Here is a 14,888-nt window from a genome sequence, read left to right as displayed (position 1 = left end):
CTTCCCGCCGCAAGGTGGGGGCATGACCACAACCACCCCGACCGGCAGGCCCAAGGTCGATCTGAAGGATCCGGCGGACCTGCTCGCCGCGATCCCGTACATCCTCGGCTTCCATCCCGAGGACTCCGTCGTCGTCTTCGGCCAGCGAGGGCCGGACCGCAAACGGCAGGGCCTCACCCTGCGCGTGGACCTCCCGCCGCCCGGCCTGGAGAAAGACCAGGCGCTCGATCTCGCGGCCCGGCTGGCCGCGACCGCGCACACCGGTGCGACCGTGGCCGTCATCGGCGGCGGCTCGCCGAATCCGGCCGGGCGGCCGCCTCGCCGCCGGTTCGTCCGGCGCCTGGAATCCGCGCTCGCGGAGTACGGCATCCCCCTCCTGCACCCGCTGTGGGTGCCTCGGATCACCGCGGGTGCGCGGTGGGGGTGCTACCGGGACAGGACCTGCGGCGGCGTCCTGCCCGACCCCCGCGAGTCGGTGATGGCCGCGATCGTCACCAGCGACGGCCGCATCACCCGCGAGAGCCGGGAAGAACTGCAACGCCTTTTCGACCCCGGTCCGCCGGAAACGCTCGCGCGGCGCGCAGACCTCCTGACCAGGCTGGCCGATCCGCCCTGGGGAGAAGGCGACGTCGTCGAGGCGGCGCTCGCCGAGGTGAACGCCGCGCTCGACCGCTTCGCGGGTGGCGACCAGGAACTCACCGACGATCAGGCCATCCGGCTGGCGTGGGCGCTTTCCCTGGTCGAGGTCCGGGGCGCCTGCCTGCTCACCGCCGCTCCCGCGGAGTCGACGCTGGCGCGTACCGCGGAAGAGCTCTGGCTCCGCCTGGCCCGGGAGTTACCCGAACCCGAATCGGCCGAGGCGCTGTGCCTGAAGGCGCACGCCGCCTACGCCCGCGGTGACCTGACCGTCGCCGGGATGGCACTGGCCAGGGCCTGTGAGGTCGACCCGGAACACGGACTGGCCAGGCTGCTGACGGTCGCCTTGGACGCGATGCTGCCACCGTCCGAACTGGCCGGGATCGTCCTGCGGCAACGCGAGGAAGGGCCGCCGCCCACGATCGGGCTCAGGCTGTCCGGCGGGACCGCGTGAACTCCCAGGCGTCGGCCACGATGCCGTCGAGATCGGTGCGCTCGGGCTTCCACCCGAGTTCGCCGTCCGCTCGCTCGCTGGAGGCCACCAGCACCGACGGGTCGCCCGCCCGGCGCGGCGCGACCGCGGCGGGGATCTCGTGACCGGTGACGCGGCGGCACGCCTCGATCACCTCGAGCACGGAGAACCCGGTACCGCTGCCGAGGTTGTAGATGCGGTGCTCGCCGTCGATCACGTGGCGCAGGGCCAGCAGGTGCGCGTCGGCGAGGTCGACCACGTGGATGTAGTCGCGGATGGCGGTGCCGTCCGCGGTCGGATAGTCGTCACCGAAGATCTGGATCCGCTCGCGGTCCCCGGTGGCGACCTGGAGGACGAGGGGGATCAGGTGGGTCTCGGTGGCGTGCCGCTCGCCGAAGGAGCCGTAGGCACCGGCGACGTTGAAGTAGCGCAGGCTCGCCGCGGCGATGCCGTGAGCGCGCGAGAACGACGTGATCGCGTGGTCGATGGCCAGCTTCGTCGCGCCGTAGGTGTTCGTCGGCCGCGTCGGCGCGGATTCGGGAATGGGGGAGGACTCGGGCTCGCCGTAGGTGGCCGCCGTGGACGAGAACACCAGCCGCTTCGTGCCGTGGTCGCGCATCGCCTCGAGCAGGCGAAGCGAGGTCAGGACGTTGCCCTCCCAGTACTTCGCCGGATCCGTCATCGACTCGCCGACCAGCGACTTGGCGGCGAAGTGGAGGACACCGTCGAAACCGTCGCCGAGCAGGCGCCGGGCGACCTCGGCGGCGTCACCCTCGACGAAGGTGGCGTCCGGGTGCACCGCGTCGGAGTGCCCGGTGGAGAGGTCGTCGACCACGGTGACGTCGTGCCCGGCCTCGATGAGACGGGCCGCGCAGACGCTGCCCACATAACCGGCTCCGCCCGTCACCATCAGCTTCAGGGTCTTGGTCGGTTCGTCGGTCACGTTCGCGCCTTTCTGCTGCGGATGCGGTCGCTCCACAGTGTCCTCGCCCCCGGGCCCACGGCCTGCCCGGGGGTCGCCGACAAGTGCCTACAGTTCGTCCCGGCCCGCGCCCCGCGACGGCACCGCGGTGAACAGCCTGGGGTGGCGCAGCTCCGCCGCTTCGTACGCGGCCTTCACCGCTCGTCCCACAGCGTCCACATCGGACTCGCGGACCAGGGCGATCGCCGAACCGCCGAACCCGCCACCGGTCATCCGCGCCCCGAGCGCCCCGGCCTGGCGGGCCGAATCGACGGCGAGGTCGAGTTCAGCGGTGGAGATCCGGTAGTCGTCGCGCATACTGACATGCGAGGCGTCCAGCTGAGGGCCGATCTCGGTGATCCGCCCGTCCCGCAGCAGATCCACGGTGTCGAGGACCCGCTGGTTCTCGGTCACCACGTGGCGCACCAGCGGCACCAGCTCGTCCGGCAGCTTGGCGAGTGCCGCGTCCAGCCCGCTGAGACCGATGTCCCTCAGTGCCTTCACGCCGAGCAGTTCCGCGGCGCGCTCACAGCCCCTCCGGCGTTCGCCGTAGCCGCCCTCGGCGTGCGAGTGCTTCGTGCGGGTGTCCATGATCAGGATCCGGACGCCGGATTCCTCCAGCGGGAACGGCACCTGCTCCATCTCGCCGGAGCGGACGTCGAGGAACAGCACGTTCGATTCGGTGCAGCACAGGGAAGCCGTCTGGTCGAGCAGACCGGTCGGCGCCCCGACGAAGTCGTTCTCCGAACGCTGCACCCACCGGGCGACCTCGTGCAGGGTCGGCGAACCCGCACCGGCACCCGGGGTGATGCCCGCCAGCCCCAGGAGGGCGAGCGCGACGGCGCATTCGAGCGCGTGGGAGGAGGACAGGCCCGCCCCCGAGGGCACGTCCCCGGCGATCACCAGGTCCGCGCCGTTGCCGAGGCCCTGGCCCCGCAGTACCCAGGTGACCCCCGCGGGGTACGCGGCCCACCCTTCGACCGAACCGGGCTCCAGATCGGCGATGGTGAGCGGGCCCGATTCCTGGACGCGGCCGTCCGAGCCGAGCGTGGCCACGGTCAGCACGCCGTCCTCACGCGGGGTCGCCGCGGCGGCGAGCCGGTGCGGGAGGGCGAACGGCAGCACGAAACCGTCGTTGTAGTCGGTGTGCTCACCGATCAGGTTCACCCGGCCGGGCGCGGACCAGATCCCGGCCGGAGCCCGGTCGTGGAGGGCCCGGAAGGTCGCCACGGCGTCCGACGCGGCGCTCACCTGGCCTGCGCCAGCACGGCGTGGAGCGCCGAAACGGGGACCTGCGCGGTGTTGTCGCCGCCGGTGACCTCGATGGTGCCGCCGGGAGCGGCCTTGCCGACCTTGACCCGGCCGCCGGGCACGATGCCGACCGACTTGAGTTCGGTCATCAGCAGCTCGTCGAGCTGCACGTGTTCGGCGATGCGCCGGATCTCGACCTCGCCGCCACCGGTGCGGGCGAACTCGTCGAGCCGCACCAGGTCGGCCTCGGCCGGCGGGGCGGGATCGCCGTCGCCGAGCTTGTCCAGCCCCGGGATCGGGTTGCCGTAGGGCGACGTGGTGGGGTGGTCGAGCAGCTTGACCAGCTTGCGCTCGACGGCCTCGCTCATCACGTGTTCCCAGCGGCAGGCCTCGTTGTGGACGTGCTCCCACTCCAAGCCGATCACATCGACCAGAAGGCGCTCGGCCAGCCGGTGCTTGCGCATGACCGCGATGGCGAGCTCGCGACCGTGTTCGGTCAGCTGCAGGTGCCTGTCGTCCGCGACGACGACCAGTCCGTCACGTTCCATCCTGGCGACGGTCTGGCTCACGGTCGGGCCGCTCTGCTGCAGCCGTTCCGCGATCCGGGCCCGCAGCGGGACGACACCCTCTTCTTCGAGCTCGTAGATCGTACGCAAGTACATCTCTGTGGTGTCGATGAGATCGTTCACGCTGTCCCCTTCGTCCGCGTTGCTCATCGTAGTCGCTGGCACCGACAGCGACGCAGGCGTGGGGACAACAAGCCCCGGGGCGGGAAAAGTCCCCCAAGCTGGGCGTGGAGCCGGGAGGCGCGGGAAGATGGGCGGATGCGCCCCATGATCACTACCAGCGAACTCGCCGCGCAGCTGTCCGGGCCGGAACCGGCACGCTCCGTAGTCCTCGACGTCCGGTGGCGTCTCGCCGGCCCGCCCGGAGCCGATTCCTACCGTGAGGCACATCTCCCTGGCGCGGTGTACGTCGATCTCGACACGGCGCTCGCCGGGGAGCCGGGGGACGGCGGCCGTCATCCGCTGCCGGAGCCGGAGACGCTGCAGCGGCACCTGCGGGCGGCCGGGGTCCGCACCGGTCACCCGGTCGTGGTCTACGACGACTCCGACGGATCGGTCGCGGCCCGGGCGTGGTGGCTGCTGCGCTGGGCCGGGCACGCCAAGGTCGCCGTGCTGGACGGCGGGTTCGCCGCCTGGGCAGAGGAAGAGCGGCCGGTCACGGCCGAGGTCCCGGCGCCGGAGGAAGGCGACATCGTCGTGAAGCCTGGCGGCATGCCGGTACTGGAGGCCGCCGAGGCCGCCGCGCTCGCCAGGGAGGGGCTGCTCTTCGACGCCAGGGCCAGGCCGAGGTACGCCGGGGAGACCGAGCCGATCGACCCGCGCGCCGGGCACATCCCGGGTGCGGTCAACGCGCCCTTCTCCGGGCATCTCGCGGAGGACGGCCGCTGGCGCGACGCCTCGGAACTGGCCGAGCGGTTCGAAGGACTCGGCGTGACCCCGGAGACCCCGGTCGGTGTCTACTGTGGATCGGGCGTCACCGCCTCGTCCGTCGTCCTCGCGCTCGAGGTCGCCGGTCACCCGGAACCGGCCGCGCTGTACGCGGGTTCGTGGTCGCACTGGTCGCGTGATCCGGAGCGCCCGGTCGCCACCGGCGATCTGCCCGGCTGACCCGCGGGCGGGTCCGGTACGGGGCATCAGCCGCGTCCGGGCACTAGAGTTCGAACCATGCGAGCACCGGCCGTCGTATGGGACTCCTCGCTGCTGGGTTACGACCTCGGCGGCGAGCATCCGTTCAATCCGGTGCGGCTCGAACTCACCATCCGGCTCGCCACCGAACTCGGCGTGCTCGACGGCGTCGAACTGCTCGTCCCCGGGCCAGCCGGGGACGACGAGATCCGCCGCGTCCACGCCGGCGAGTACCTCGAGGCGGTCCGACAGGCACCGATGACCGGCGAGGATCTCGCGCACGGGCTCGGCACCGAGGACAACCCGGTGTTCACCGGCATGCACGAGGCTTCGGCGCTGGTCGTCGGCTCGACGCTGCTGGCCGCACGCAAGATCGCCGACGGCGAGGTGACCAGGGCGGTGAACATCGCCGGCGGACTGCACCACGCGATGCGGGACAGGGCGTCGGGTTTCTGCGTCTACAACGACTGCTCGGTGGCGATCTCGTGGCTGCTGGACCACGGTTTCGACCGCGTCGCCTACGTCGACACCGACGTCCACCACGGTGACGGCGTACAGGCCGCGTTCTACGACGATCCCCGCGTGCTGACCGTTTCCCTGCACCAGCACCCGTTCACGCTGTGGCCGGGCACGGGCTACTCGGCGGAGATCGGCAAAGGCGGCGCCGAGGGCACCTCGGTCAACCTCCCGCTGCCGCCCGGCACCCGGGACGGCGGCTGGCTGCGGGCGTTCGACGCGGTGGTGCCGTCGCTGCTGGAGCAGTTCCGGCCGCAGATCCTCGTCACCCAGTGCGGCGTCGATTCCCACGAAGAAGACCCGCTGGCGGACCTTTCACTCTCGGTGGACGGCCATCGCGAGATCTACCGGCGGCTTCGCGGACTGGCCGAGGCGCACGCCGGCGGCCGGTGGCTCGCCGTGGGCGGCGGGGGCTACCAGCTGATCCGGGTGGTGCCGCGCTCCTGGACCCATCTGCTCGCCACCGTGCTCGACCGCGATGTCGACCCGGCGACGTCGCTGCCGCCGAACTGGGTCGCGTCCATCTCCAGGGCGGCGCCGAACGCCGAAATCCCGCCCCGGATGTCCGATGACCGCGAAACCGGGTTCACCCCGTGGGGAGACGGGGCGGACGAGCCGGTCGACATCGCCATCCGCGACACCCGCCGCGCGATCTTCCCGCTGCACGGCCTCGATCCGGACGATCCGAGGGATTGACCATGACCACTGAGGACGCCAGGCGCGCCGCCTTCGACTACCCGCGCGAGTGGGAGGCCGACGTCCTGCTCTCCGACGGCGGCACCGTCCACCTGCGACCGGTGATCCCCAGCGACGCCGACGGGCTCGTCGCGTTCCACGGCCGGTTGTCCGAACGCACCCGGTACTTCCGGTACTTCGGCGCCTATCCGCGGATCCCGCAACGGGACCTCGAACGGTTCTCCGTCGTCGACCACCACGACAGGGTCGCCTTCGTCGCGCTGCTGGGCGACGACATCGTGGCCGTCGGCCGTTACGAACGCCTCGACCACGGTCCGTCGGCGGAGGTCGCGTTCGTCGTCGACGACGCCCACCAGGGGCGCGGGCTCGGCTCGATCCTGCTGGAGCATCTGGCCGCCGCCGCCTCGGAATCCGGGCTGCGCCGCTTCGTCGCCGAGGTGCTCGCCGAGAACGCGGCGATGGTCCGGGTGTTCCGCGACGCCGGATACCAGGTCAGCCGCGAGATCGAGGAAGGCGTGCTGCATCTGGAGTTCGACATCGACCCGACCGAGGAGTCGCTCGCGGTCGCCCGCTCCCGGGAGCAGGCGGCCGAGGCGCGCAGCGTGCACAACCTGCTGCATCCGAAGTCGGTCGCGGTGATCGGCGCGTCCACCGATCCGACGAAGATCGGCTACGTCGCCCTCACCAACCTGCTGAGCGCCGACTTCGCGGGCACCGTCTACCCGGTCAACCCGGAGCACAAGTCCGTCCGGGGCGTGCGCGCTTATCCGTCCGTTGTGGACATTCCCGAGGACGTCGATCTCGCGCTGGTCGCCGTGCCCGCCGAAGCCGTCGAGTCCGTTTTGGACGGTGCGCTCGCCAAGGGGGTCAAGACCCTCCTGATCGTCTCGGGCGGTTTCGCCGAGGCCGGACCGCACGGGCTGCACGCCGAACTGCGGCTGGTCGGGGAGGCCAGGGCGCACGGTATGCGCGTGGTCGGCCCGAACGCGCTGGGCGTGCTCAACACCGACGCCTCGGTCCGGCTCAACGCCACCCTCGCGCCGCGCCTGCCCGCGCGCGGCCGCACCGGGTTCTTCTGCCAGTCCGGTGCGCTCGGCACCGCGATCCTCGCGGACGCCGAAGCACGCGGCCTCGGGCTCTCGACGTTCGTCTCGGCGGGCAACCGGGCCGACGTCTCCGGCAACGACCTCCTCCAGTACTGGGAGACCGATCCGGCGACCGACCTCGTGCTGCTGTACCTGGAATCGTTCGGCAACCCGCGCAAGTTCGCGCGGCTGGCGCGGCGGCTGGCGCGGACGAAACCGGTGGTGGCGGTGAAGTCCGGCAGGCACGCCGTCCGACCGCAACTCGCCGCGACCTCGGCGGAGGTCGACGAATCCAGCGTCCAGGCCCTGTTCGAGCAGGCGGGTGTGGTCCGCGTCGACACCCTCGCGCAGCTCTTCGACACCGCACTGGTCTTCGCCCACCAGCCGCTGCCGGCCGGACCGCGGGTCGGCATCGTGGGTAACTCCAGCGCGATCGGGCTGCTGGCCGCCGACACCGCGCGGGCACAGGGCCTGCGGCTGGCCTCGGACCCGGTCGACGTCGGACCGCAGGCGAGCCCGGAGGAGTTCGCCTCGGCCGTGCGTGAAGCCCTCAACTCCCCGGAGACCGACGCGCTCGTCGTGGTCTTCGTGCCACCGCTGGCCATCCCCGGCACCGCCTACGCCCGCGCCCTGCGGGAGGCCGTCGTGGAGATGCACGAGAACAAGCCGATCGTGTCGACCTTCCTCGCCGTCGAGGGCGTGCCGGACGAACTGGCCGTGCTGTCCGACGACGGCGTGCCGACGCGGGGTTCGGTCCCGTCCTATCCCAGCCCCGAACGCGCGGTGAACGCGCTCGCCCGCGTCGTGCGTTACGCCGCCTGGCGTCAGCGGCCGCAAGGGAACCTGGTGCGGCCGGCGGGGCTGCACGCCGAGCAGGCTCAGGTGATCGTCAACGAGCTGCTGAAAGGCGAGGACGGCAAGACCACCCTGCTCTCCGACGAAGACGTGGTCCGGCTTCTGGGCTGTTACGGCATCGACGTCGTCCCCTTCCGTGTCGTGACGTCGGCGGACGAAGCGGTGAAAGCCGCCGAAGAGCTGGGTTTCCCGGTCACCCTCAAGGCCGTCGACGAACGGTTCCGCGGCAGGCCGGACCTCGCCGGGGTGCGGCTCGACCTGTCCTCTGTGGACGGAGTACGCCGGGCGTACCTCGATCTGCGGGAGACCTCCGGCGACGACGACGTCTACGTCCAGCGGATGGCGCCCAAGGGCCTGTCCTGCGTGATCGGCCTGCAGGACGACCCGTCGTTCGGCACGCTCGTGTCGTTCGGCCTCTCCGGGCTGGTCAGCACGCTGCTGGGGGACCGGGCCTACCGCGCCGTCCCGCTCACCGACGTCGACGCCGCCACCCTGCTGCGCGAACCGCGGACCTCGCCGCTGCTCACCGGATACCGCGGCGACGAACCGGCGGATCTGGCCGCGTTGCAGGACATCGTGCTGCGCGTCGCCGCCCTCGCCGAGGACAACCCCGAGGTCCGCTCGATGACGCTCGACCCGATCCTGGCCTCCCCGGACGGCGCGTTCGTCGCCAACGCCCGGATCGTGCTCGGCCCGCCACCGACCCGCCCCGACACCGGGCCGCGGCGGCTGCGGCCGATCAACGCCCCTGCCTGACCCCGGGAGCACCACGTCCGCCGGGAACGGCGGCGATCAGGAATCCCACTCCTGGGGCGACCGGGCGGCGAGTTCCGCGTCGTGGTCGGCGAACTCCGCGATATCGCCCCGGATCGTGTTGTGGAACGCGACGATCTCGCCGTCGCGGACGAGCTTCGTCTGCACCGCCCGTGCTTCCCCGGCCAGGGGGCCGGCGGGGATGGACAGCCTGGTCGCGGTGTGCACGAGGTCGAATCCGCCGCCGAGCGGACGGCTCGACACCTGGCGGATCTCCAGCCTGCTGCCCCGGTAGATGGTGTCGAAGATGTTCTGGCTTTCCCGCGCGATCGTCGCGCGGCCGCGCTGGATCCGGCCGAGGACGTCGACGAAGTCCGCGTCCTCGGCGAAACACGCGGCCCACGCCGGCCCGTCGCCCGCGTTCCAGGCGCGTTCCAGCTCCGTGATGATCTCCTCGGTGGTCATCGCTATCCTCTCCGTGTAACGGCGATCCATTACTTAGAACAACGTTCCAACTTTCGAGGAGCATACATGCCCGCGGATCTTCCCGGCATCGTCCGGTTGCGCGACCGCCGCGAGGCGCTGACGCTGCGCACGATCCTGACCGCGGCCCGCGGCCTCTTCGCCGAGCGCGGATACGCGCGGACGCCGATCCGCCTCATCGCGCAGGAAGCTGGGGTGTCGCCGCAGACCATCTACGCCCACTTCGGCTCGAAGGCCGGTGTCCTCGGCGGTCTCGTCGACCTCCTCGACGACGAGTCCGGGATCCCCGACCTCGTCGCCGAGGCGCAGCGGACCGAAGACCCGGTCGCGTTGCTCGGCCTGCTGGCCCGGGTCGCCCGCCAGGTCCGGGAACGCTGCGGCGACATCGTCGCGATGCTGAGCTCCGGGGCCGCCGTCGATCCGGACATCGCCGCGACCCAGGCCGAGGGCGCGCGGCGCAACCGGCTCGGCGTCGAGCTGGTGATCGCCCGCGTCGAGGCGAGCGGACGCGAGGTGGTGCCCAGGGCCGCCGACATCGCCGTGGCCCTGATGAGCGCCGACGTCCACACCAGCCTCGTCACCGAGGCCGGATGGAGTCACGACGACTACGAAGCCTGGCTCAAGGACACCTTGGTCACGTCGCTGCTTCGGTGACGCAGGGGCTTGCCGAAGAACGCCGAGAGCTGAGCGCGTTGCCCCAGTGCGACAGCAGTGCGCAGCTCGAGTGCCGCTTGTGGCAATTGCCGGTTCCGGAAGCTTCGTTCGCTGTGGAACCCGTGAACCCCTTGTTACGTTCGGTGATGGCGCGTGCACGCCCTAATCGAAGGAAAGCCGACGAAAGGTGAGTGCCATGAAGGAATACGAGACCCCCATGCTGATCGAGGCCGGCGAGTTCGGTGAGGTCACCGGCCTGCTGCAGTCGTCGGGCAACGACCGGCTGATCTTCAGCAAGAACTGAACGCGCTGACCGTCTGCGTCGATGCGTCGAATCGTTGACACGCTGGGTCACGGCGAGGAGTACTTCGCGGTCTTTCCCGACCACGAAGCCACCTTCGCCGTGGCCCCGCGGTTGCACGCACCTGGGTCCCGGACGCTCGCCCACGCGTCGGGGCGGCCGTGGCTGACCGGCCGGTGGCCGGATGACGGGATCATCGTGGCCTCGGCGGGGCGGACCAGGCTGGCGGTGATCGGCTGGTGCCCGGTCACCGAGAAGGAACTGACCCTCGCGGCCGCGAGGCTGCGGGATCCCGGCGGGCTCGACGCGCTGGCGGCGAAGCTGCCGGGCAGCTTCCACCTGGTGGCGTCGGTGGACGGGCACTGCCGGGTGCAGGGCACGGCGTCCGGGCTGCGGCTGGTCCACCACACCAGGATCGGCGGCGTGGTGGTCGCGGCCGACCGTGCGGACATCCTCGCCCACGCGGCGGGAGCGGACATCGACGAGCGGATGCTCGCGGTCCGGCTGCTGTTCCCGGTTCCGCATCCGTTCCTGCACAAGCCGATGTGGCGCGGGGTGCACGGAGTGGAGCCGGGCAGCGCGCTGGTGTTCGCGCCGGACGGCCTCGCCGCCCGCACGGTGCGGTGGTGGGATCCGCCGCGCCCGGAACGTTCGCTCGCGGAAGGCGCGCCGCTGGTGCGGGAAGCGCTCGCCGCCGCGGTGGACACGCGCACGGCCGCCGGTGGCGTGGTCGCCTGCGACCTTTCCGGTGGCCTGGATTCGACCTCGGTGACCTTCCTCGCCGCCCGCGGCGACGCGAAGATCGTGGCGAGCACCTGGCCGGGACTCGACCCGGCCGACGACGACCTCGCCTGGGCGAAGCGCGCGGCGGCGCATCTGCTCGAGGTCGAGCACGCGGTGTGGGACGTCGCCGCGTCTCCGCTGGTCTACGCGGGCCTGCTCGAAATCGACGATCCGCTCGACGAACCGACCATCGGGATGATGGACCGGGCCAGGCTGCTCAGCGATCTGGCGCCGCTGGCGGCCAAGGGCAGCAGGGTCCGGCTGACCGGCATCGGCGGCGATCACGTCGCTTGGTGCTCCGAAGCGCACTATCACACGATTCTGCGGCGCCGTCCGTTGTTCGCGCTGGGCGCGCTCCGGGGCTTCCGCGCGCTGTTCACCTGGCCGCTCGGTGGCATGGTCCGCGCGCTCGCCGATTCCCGTTCGTACCGCCGGTGGCTCTCGGACGCCGCGGCCGACGTCCGCGCGGCGAAGACCGCGCCGGTGACCGCGGCGCTGGGGTGGAGCACTCCGCCCCGGTTGTTCGACTGGGCGACGCGGGAGGCGCAAGAGCTGGCGAGCGCGGCGATCCGGGAGGCGGCGCTCACCGCGGAGCCCCTCGGTGAGACCAGGGGCGAGCACGCGGATCTGGAGCAGATCCTGTCCTGCACGCGGATCATCCGGCAATGGGAGCAGATGAGCGCGCGGGCCGGGCTGCCGATCCAGTCGCCGTTCTTCGACGACCGGGTGATCGAGGCCTGCCTGTCGATCAGGCCGGACGACCGGGTGACGCCGTGGGCGTACAAACCGGTGCTCACCGAAGCCATGCGCGGCGTGGTACCCGGCGAATGCCTGGCCCGCACCAGCAAGGCGCAGGCGTCGATGGACGCCGCGGCGGGGCTGCGGGCCGGCCGGGGCGACCTGCGTGAGCTGTGGGCGGACTCCCGGCTGGCCGAACTCGGCCTCGTCGACCGGAATCGCTTGAGCGCCTTGGCATCGCGACCCGAAACGCCGGAGCTTCGCGACGGCATCCTGTATCCCACCATCGGCTGCGAGGTCTGGCTGCGCACGTTCTCGAAGCCCTTGCTCTCTCTGGAGGAGAAATGAGCCTCGCCTTCCGCGCCGACGTGTCCATTGTGGACACAGACTATGGGTCCGTGCTGCTCGACGAGCGCAAGGGCCGATATTTCCAGCTCAACCCGAGTGGCCGGATCGTCGTGCGGACACTGCTCGAAGGCGGTGACAGCGAACAGGCGGCCGGCGCGCTCATCGAGGAGTACGACGTCTCGCGTGAGCGTGCCGAACAGGACGTGACCACGCTGGTGGAGGGGCTGCGCGCGGCGGGCCTGGTGACGTCGTGACCACCCCGAGCGCGCTCAGCAGATCGCGGTCACTGCCGTTCACGCGGCGGCTCGCCGCCCGGTGCGCGGTCGCCGCGGCCAGGCTGGTCGCGATGCTGCCGCCCCACCGGATCCGGCTGGTCTTCGGCGTCCTCCGCCGCGGCGCCCGGCCGGCCACCCCCGAGCAGGCGGAGGCCGCGAGGGAGGCGGTGCTCGCGGTCAGCCTGGCCTGCCTCGGCCCGAAAGGCTGCCTGCCCAGGTCGCTGGCGGTCACGCTGCTGTGCAGGTTCCGCGGTACCTGGCCGACGTGGTGCGTCGGCGTCCGGTCGCGGCCGCCGTTCGGCGCGCACGCCTGGGTCGAGGTGGACGGGCAGCCCGTCGGCGAAGGGGTCTCCGCCGGGTATTTCGCGAAGCTCGTCGCCGTCGGGCCGCCGGACCCGGCCCGATGAGTGATCGGGCGGGTTTCCGGGATCTGCTGCGGCTGACCGCGGGCCACCGCGGGGTGCTGACGCTGGCGATCGTGCTCACCGTGGCGGCGTCCGGACTGGGCATGCTGCAGCCGTTGCTGGTCCGGCACGGGATCGACTCGGCGGGCACGCGGCCGCTCTCCTGGTGGTTCATCGCGGGCATAGCCGGGCTCTTCCTCGTCCAGGCCGCCGTGGACGGGCTCGGCTTGTTCATGCTGGAGCGGTCGGGTGAACGCGTGGTGCTCAGCGTGCGCAGAAGGCTGATCGCTCGCCTGCTGCGGCTGCGGATGCCCGCTTACGAGGACCACCGGCTCGGCGACCTGATCTCCCGGCTCAGCGTCGACACCACCGTGCTGCGCGACGTGGTGTCGACCGCGTCGGTCCAGCTCGTCGCGGGCGGGCTGACCGGCCTCGGCACGGCGGTGCTGATGCTGCTGCTCGACCCGGTGCTGTTCGGTCTGGTGGCGGCGACCGTGTCGGTCGCCGCCGTCGTGGTGGCCGCGTTGCTCGGCAGGCTCCGCGCGGCGGGCGAGCGGACGCAGCGCGGGGTCGGCGAGATGACCGCGGACCTCGAACGCGCGCTGGGCGCGATCCGGATGGTGCGCGCGAACCGGGCGGAGCCGCGAGAGGAGCGGCGGATCGGCGAGCGGGCGGAGACGGCCTTCGCCGCGGGAGTGCAGGCGGCCAAGCTGACCTCGGTGATGACCCCGGCCGTCGAGCTGGCCATCCGCGGCTCGCTGCTGCTGGTGCTGCTCATCGGCGGGGCGCGGGTGGCGTCGAACGCGACGTCGCTGGGCGAGCTGGTGGCGTTCCTCTTGTACGCGACCTATCTGGTGGTGCCGCTCATCTCCCTGCTCCAGGGAATCGGCCTCGTCCAGCGCGGCATGGGCGCGCTGCAGCGGGTGCACGAGGCATCCCTCTTGCCCGTCGAAAGCGACACGGCGACCCGCTCGCCGATACTCCCCGTGCGGTCCGCGCCGGTGCTGGAATTCCGCGACGTCCGATTCTCCTACGGGAAAAGGACGGTGCTGGACGGCGTTTCGTTCCGGGTCGAACCGCGGACGACCGTGGCGCTGGTCGGAAAGTCAGGGGCGGGAAAGTCGACAGTTTTCTCGCTGGCCGAGTGTTTTTATCAGCCCTTTTCCGGGACGATCCTGCTGAATGGCGCCGACCTGAACGGAATTTCACTTTCCGACTGCCGTTCCCGGCTGGCCCTTGTCGACCAGAACGTGCCGATCCTGCATGGCACCCTGCGGGAAAACCTCGTGTACGCGGCACCGGACGCCGGCGCGGAGGACCTCACGCGGGTGCTGGAAATGGTCAACCTGGCCGGGCTCGTCGACGCCCTGCCCGAGGGGCTCGACACCCAGGTCGGGGAACGCGGGAACATGCTCTCCGGCGGTGAGCGGCAGCGGGTCGCCATCGCCCGCGCCCTGCTCACCCGGCCCGACCTGCTGCTTCTCGACGAGCCGAGCGCGCATCTCGACCAGATCAACGAGTTCGCGCTGACCAGGGCGCTGGAGCGGGCCGGAGGTGAATGCGCGCTGCTGATCATCGCCCACCGGCTGGCCACGGTCCGCCGGGCCGACCGGATACTGGTGCTCGACGAAGGCAGGGTCGCCGGCGACGGCACGCACGACGAGCTCACCGTGTCCTGCCCGCTGTACCGGCGGCTCGTCGAGAATCAGTTGTCCGATGACCGGCCTACCGGGAGTCATCCGGCCGAAGCGGCTTCCGCCGGATAATCCCCGATTGTGGTCATCTCTTCCCCCGGATGGCCCTGTCGCATCCTCCGAGTGCTCTTGAGAATGGGTCGCTGGGATGTCGGACGGGTTATTCGGATGGGCCGGTGATGATGCTCAAATGATCTACAACCGACTGGCCGATGGCCAATTGACGCGGCGAATGGAATTCGTGGAGGTGCTGTCGGGACGGTGCGATACGCTCAGGCGTATCGACCGGTTT

The 14,888-nt window shown here is 71.3% G+C and carries 14 protein-coding genes; 10 read left to right on the top strand and 4 right to left on the bottom strand.

The window, feature by feature from the left end:
• Nucleotides 1-22 precede the first annotated feature (22 nt).
• Nucleotides 23-1,090: a DUF4192 domain-containing protein gene (locus tag L324_RS03920; RefSeq protein WP_037304157.1), complete on the top strand. Its 1,068-nt coding sequence runs from the start codon at nt 23-25 to the stop codon at nt 1,088-1,090.
• Here the strand turns inward: L324_RS03920 and galE are convergent.
• The 3 genes from galE to L324_RS03905 all read right to left on the bottom strand — a co-directional run bounded on the left by galE (nt 1,065) and on the right by L324_RS03905 (nt 4,036).
• Entirely contained in the window at nt 1,065-2,018 is a 954-nt protein-coding gene (galE, locus tag L324_RS03915) for a UDP-glucose 4-epimerase GalE (RefSeq protein WP_152546687.1), read from the bottom strand. The genes L324_RS03920 and galE overlap by 26 nt on opposite strands.
• 120 nt (nt 2,019-2,138) lie before the next feature.
• Nucleotides 2,139-3,320 carry a galactokinase gene (gene galK / locus L324_RS03910; protein WP_037304155.1) on the bottom strand — a complete coding sequence of 394 codons (1,182 nt, stop codon included), beginning with the start codon at nt 3,318-3,320 and terminating at the stop codon, nt 2,139-2,141.
• Nucleotides 3,317-4,036, bottom strand: coding sequence for an iron-dependent transcriptional repressor DtxR (locus L324_RS03905; RefSeq protein ID WP_081736173.1), 720 nt, complete (start codon nt 4,034-4,036; stop codon nt 3,317-3,319). Before L324_RS03905 ends, galK begins: the two co-directional genes overlap by 4 nt.
• A gap of 108 nt (nt 4,037-4,144) precedes the next feature.
• Between L324_RS03905 and L324_RS03900 the strand changes: the two genes are divergently transcribed.
• The 3 genes from L324_RS03900 to L324_RS03890 are packed head-to-tail and all read left to right on the top strand — an operon-like array spanning nt 4,145 to nt 8,919.
• Nucleotides 4,145-4,993 (top strand): sulfurtransferase, encoded by an 849-nt coding sequence (locus L324_RS03900; RefSeq protein ID WP_037304154.1) that lies wholly within the window; start codon nt 4,145-4,147, stop codon nt 4,991-4,993.
• Nucleotides 4,994-5,050: 57 nt separating this feature from the next.
• Complete coding sequence (locus tag L324_RS03895; protein WP_037304152.1) at nt 5,051-6,223, top strand: acetoin utilization protein AcuC; 1,173 nt, start codon at nt 5,051-5,053, stop codon at nt 6,221-6,223.
• Between the two features lie 2 nt (nt 6,224-6,225).
• Nucleotides 6,226-8,919: a bifunctional acetate--CoA ligase family protein/GNAT family N-acetyltransferase gene (locus L324_RS03890; RefSeq protein ID WP_037304150.1), complete on the top strand. Its 2,694-nt coding sequence runs from the start codon at nt 6,226-6,228 to the stop codon at nt 8,917-8,919.
• Between the two features lie 36 nt (nt 8,920-8,955).
• On the opposite strand, the gene L324_RS03885 is transcribed toward L324_RS03890, so the two are convergent.
• Nucleotides 8,956-9,381 (bottom strand): SgcJ/EcaC family oxidoreductase, encoded by a 426-nt coding sequence (locus L324_RS03885; protein ID WP_037304147.1) that lies wholly within the window; start codon nt 9,379-9,381, stop codon nt 8,956-8,958.
• 66 nt (nt 9,382-9,447) lie between these two features.
• Here L324_RS03885 and L324_RS03880 point away from each other — a divergent pair, with 66 nt between their 5' ends.
• The 6 genes from L324_RS03880 (at nt 9,448) to L324_RS03860 (ending at nt 14,668) form a co-directional block, all read left to right on the top strand.
• The gene (locus L324_RS03880; protein WP_037304145.1) at nt 9,448-10,053 is read left to right on the top strand and encodes a TetR/AcrR family transcriptional regulator; all 606 of its coding nucleotides are present in this window, start codon (nt 9,448-9,450) and stop codon (nt 10,051-10,053) included.
• A gap of 196 nt (nt 10,054-10,249) precedes the next feature.
• Entirely contained in the window at nt 10,250-10,357 is a 108-nt protein-coding gene (locus tag L324_RS42045; protein ID WP_152546674.1) for a keywimysin-related RiPP, read from the top strand.
• 21 nt (nt 10,358-10,378) lie between these two features.
• Entirely contained in the window at nt 10,379-12,223 is a 1,845-nt protein-coding gene (locus L324_RS03875) for an asparagine synthase-related protein (protein ID WP_037304143.1), read from the top strand.
• Entirely contained in the window at nt 12,220-12,477 is a 258-nt protein-coding gene (locus L324_RS03870) for a lasso peptide biosynthesis PqqD family chaperone (RefSeq protein ID WP_037304142.1), read from the top strand. The genes L324_RS03875 and L324_RS03870 overlap by 4 nt, the downstream gene beginning before the upstream one ends.
• Nucleotides 12,474-12,905 (top strand): lasso peptide biosynthesis B2 protein, encoded by a 432-nt coding sequence (locus tag L324_RS03865; protein ID WP_037304141.1) that lies wholly within the window; start codon nt 12,474-12,476, stop codon nt 12,903-12,905. The genes L324_RS03870 and L324_RS03865 overlap by 4 nt, the downstream gene beginning before the upstream one ends.
• Nucleotides 12,902-14,668 carry an ABC transporter ATP-binding protein gene (locus L324_RS03860; protein WP_051173599.1) on the top strand — a complete coding sequence of 589 codons (1,767 nt, stop codon included), beginning with the start codon at nt 12,902-12,904 and terminating at the stop codon, nt 14,666-14,668. The genes L324_RS03865 and L324_RS03860 overlap by 4 nt, the downstream gene beginning before the upstream one ends.
• The last annotated feature ends 220 nt before the right edge of the window (nt 14,669-14,888 follow it).

Source organism: Amycolatopsis orientalis DSM 40040 = KCTC 9412 (assembly GCF_000478275.1).
In the GTDB taxonomy this organism is placed as follows: domain Bacteria; phylum Actinomycetota; class Actinomycetes; order Mycobacteriales; family Pseudonocardiaceae; genus Amycolatopsis; species Amycolatopsis orientalis.
The sequence above is the reverse complement of the archived record's forward strand: the minus strand, read 5'-3'. Positions and strand labels throughout refer to the sequence as shown.

Coding starts and splice junctions, on each gene's coding strand:
- L324_RS03920 (WP_037304157.1), top strand. CDS start 23: ATGACCACAACCACCCCGACCGGCAGGCCCAAGGTCGATCTGAAGGAT.
- galE (WP_152546687.1), bottom strand. CDS start 2,018: ATGGTGACGGGCGGAGCCGGTTATGTGGGCAGCGTCTGCGCGGCCCGT.
- L324_RS03905 (WP_081736173.1), bottom strand. CDS start 4,036: ATGAGCAACGCGGACGAAGGGGACAGCGTGAACGATCTCATCGACACC.
- L324_RS03900 (WP_037304154.1), top strand. CDS start 4,145: ATGCGCCCCATGATCACTACCAGCGAACTCGCCGCGCAGCTGTCCGGG.
- L324_RS03895 (WP_037304152.1), top strand. CDS start 5,051: ATGCGAGCACCGGCCGTCGTATGGGACTCCTCGCTGCTGGGTTACGAC.
- L324_RS03890 (WP_037304150.1), top strand. CDS start 6,226: ATGACCACTGAGGACGCCAGGCGCGCCGCCTTCGACTACCCGCGCGAG.
- L324_RS03885 (WP_037304147.1), bottom strand. CDS start 9,381: ATGACCACCGAGGAGATCATCACGGAGCTGGAACGCGCCTGGAACGCG.
- L324_RS03880 (WP_037304145.1), top strand. CDS start 9,448: ATGCCCGCGGATCTTCCCGGCATCGTCCGGTTGCGCGACCGCCGCGAG.
- L324_RS42045 (WP_152546674.1), top strand. CDS start 10,250: ATGAAGGAATACGAGACCCCCATGCTGATCGAGGCCGGCGAGTTCGGT.
- L324_RS03875 (WP_037304143.1), top strand. CDS start 10,379: ATGCGTCGAATCGTTGACACGCTGGGTCACGGCGAGGAGTACTTCGCG.
- L324_RS03870 (WP_037304142.1), top strand. CDS start 12,220: ATGAGCCTCGCCTTCCGCGCCGACGTGTCCATTGTGGACACAGACTAT.
- L324_RS03860 (WP_051173599.1), top strand. CDS start 12,902: ATGAGTGATCGGGCGGGTTTCCGGGATCTGCTGCGGCTGACCGCGGGC.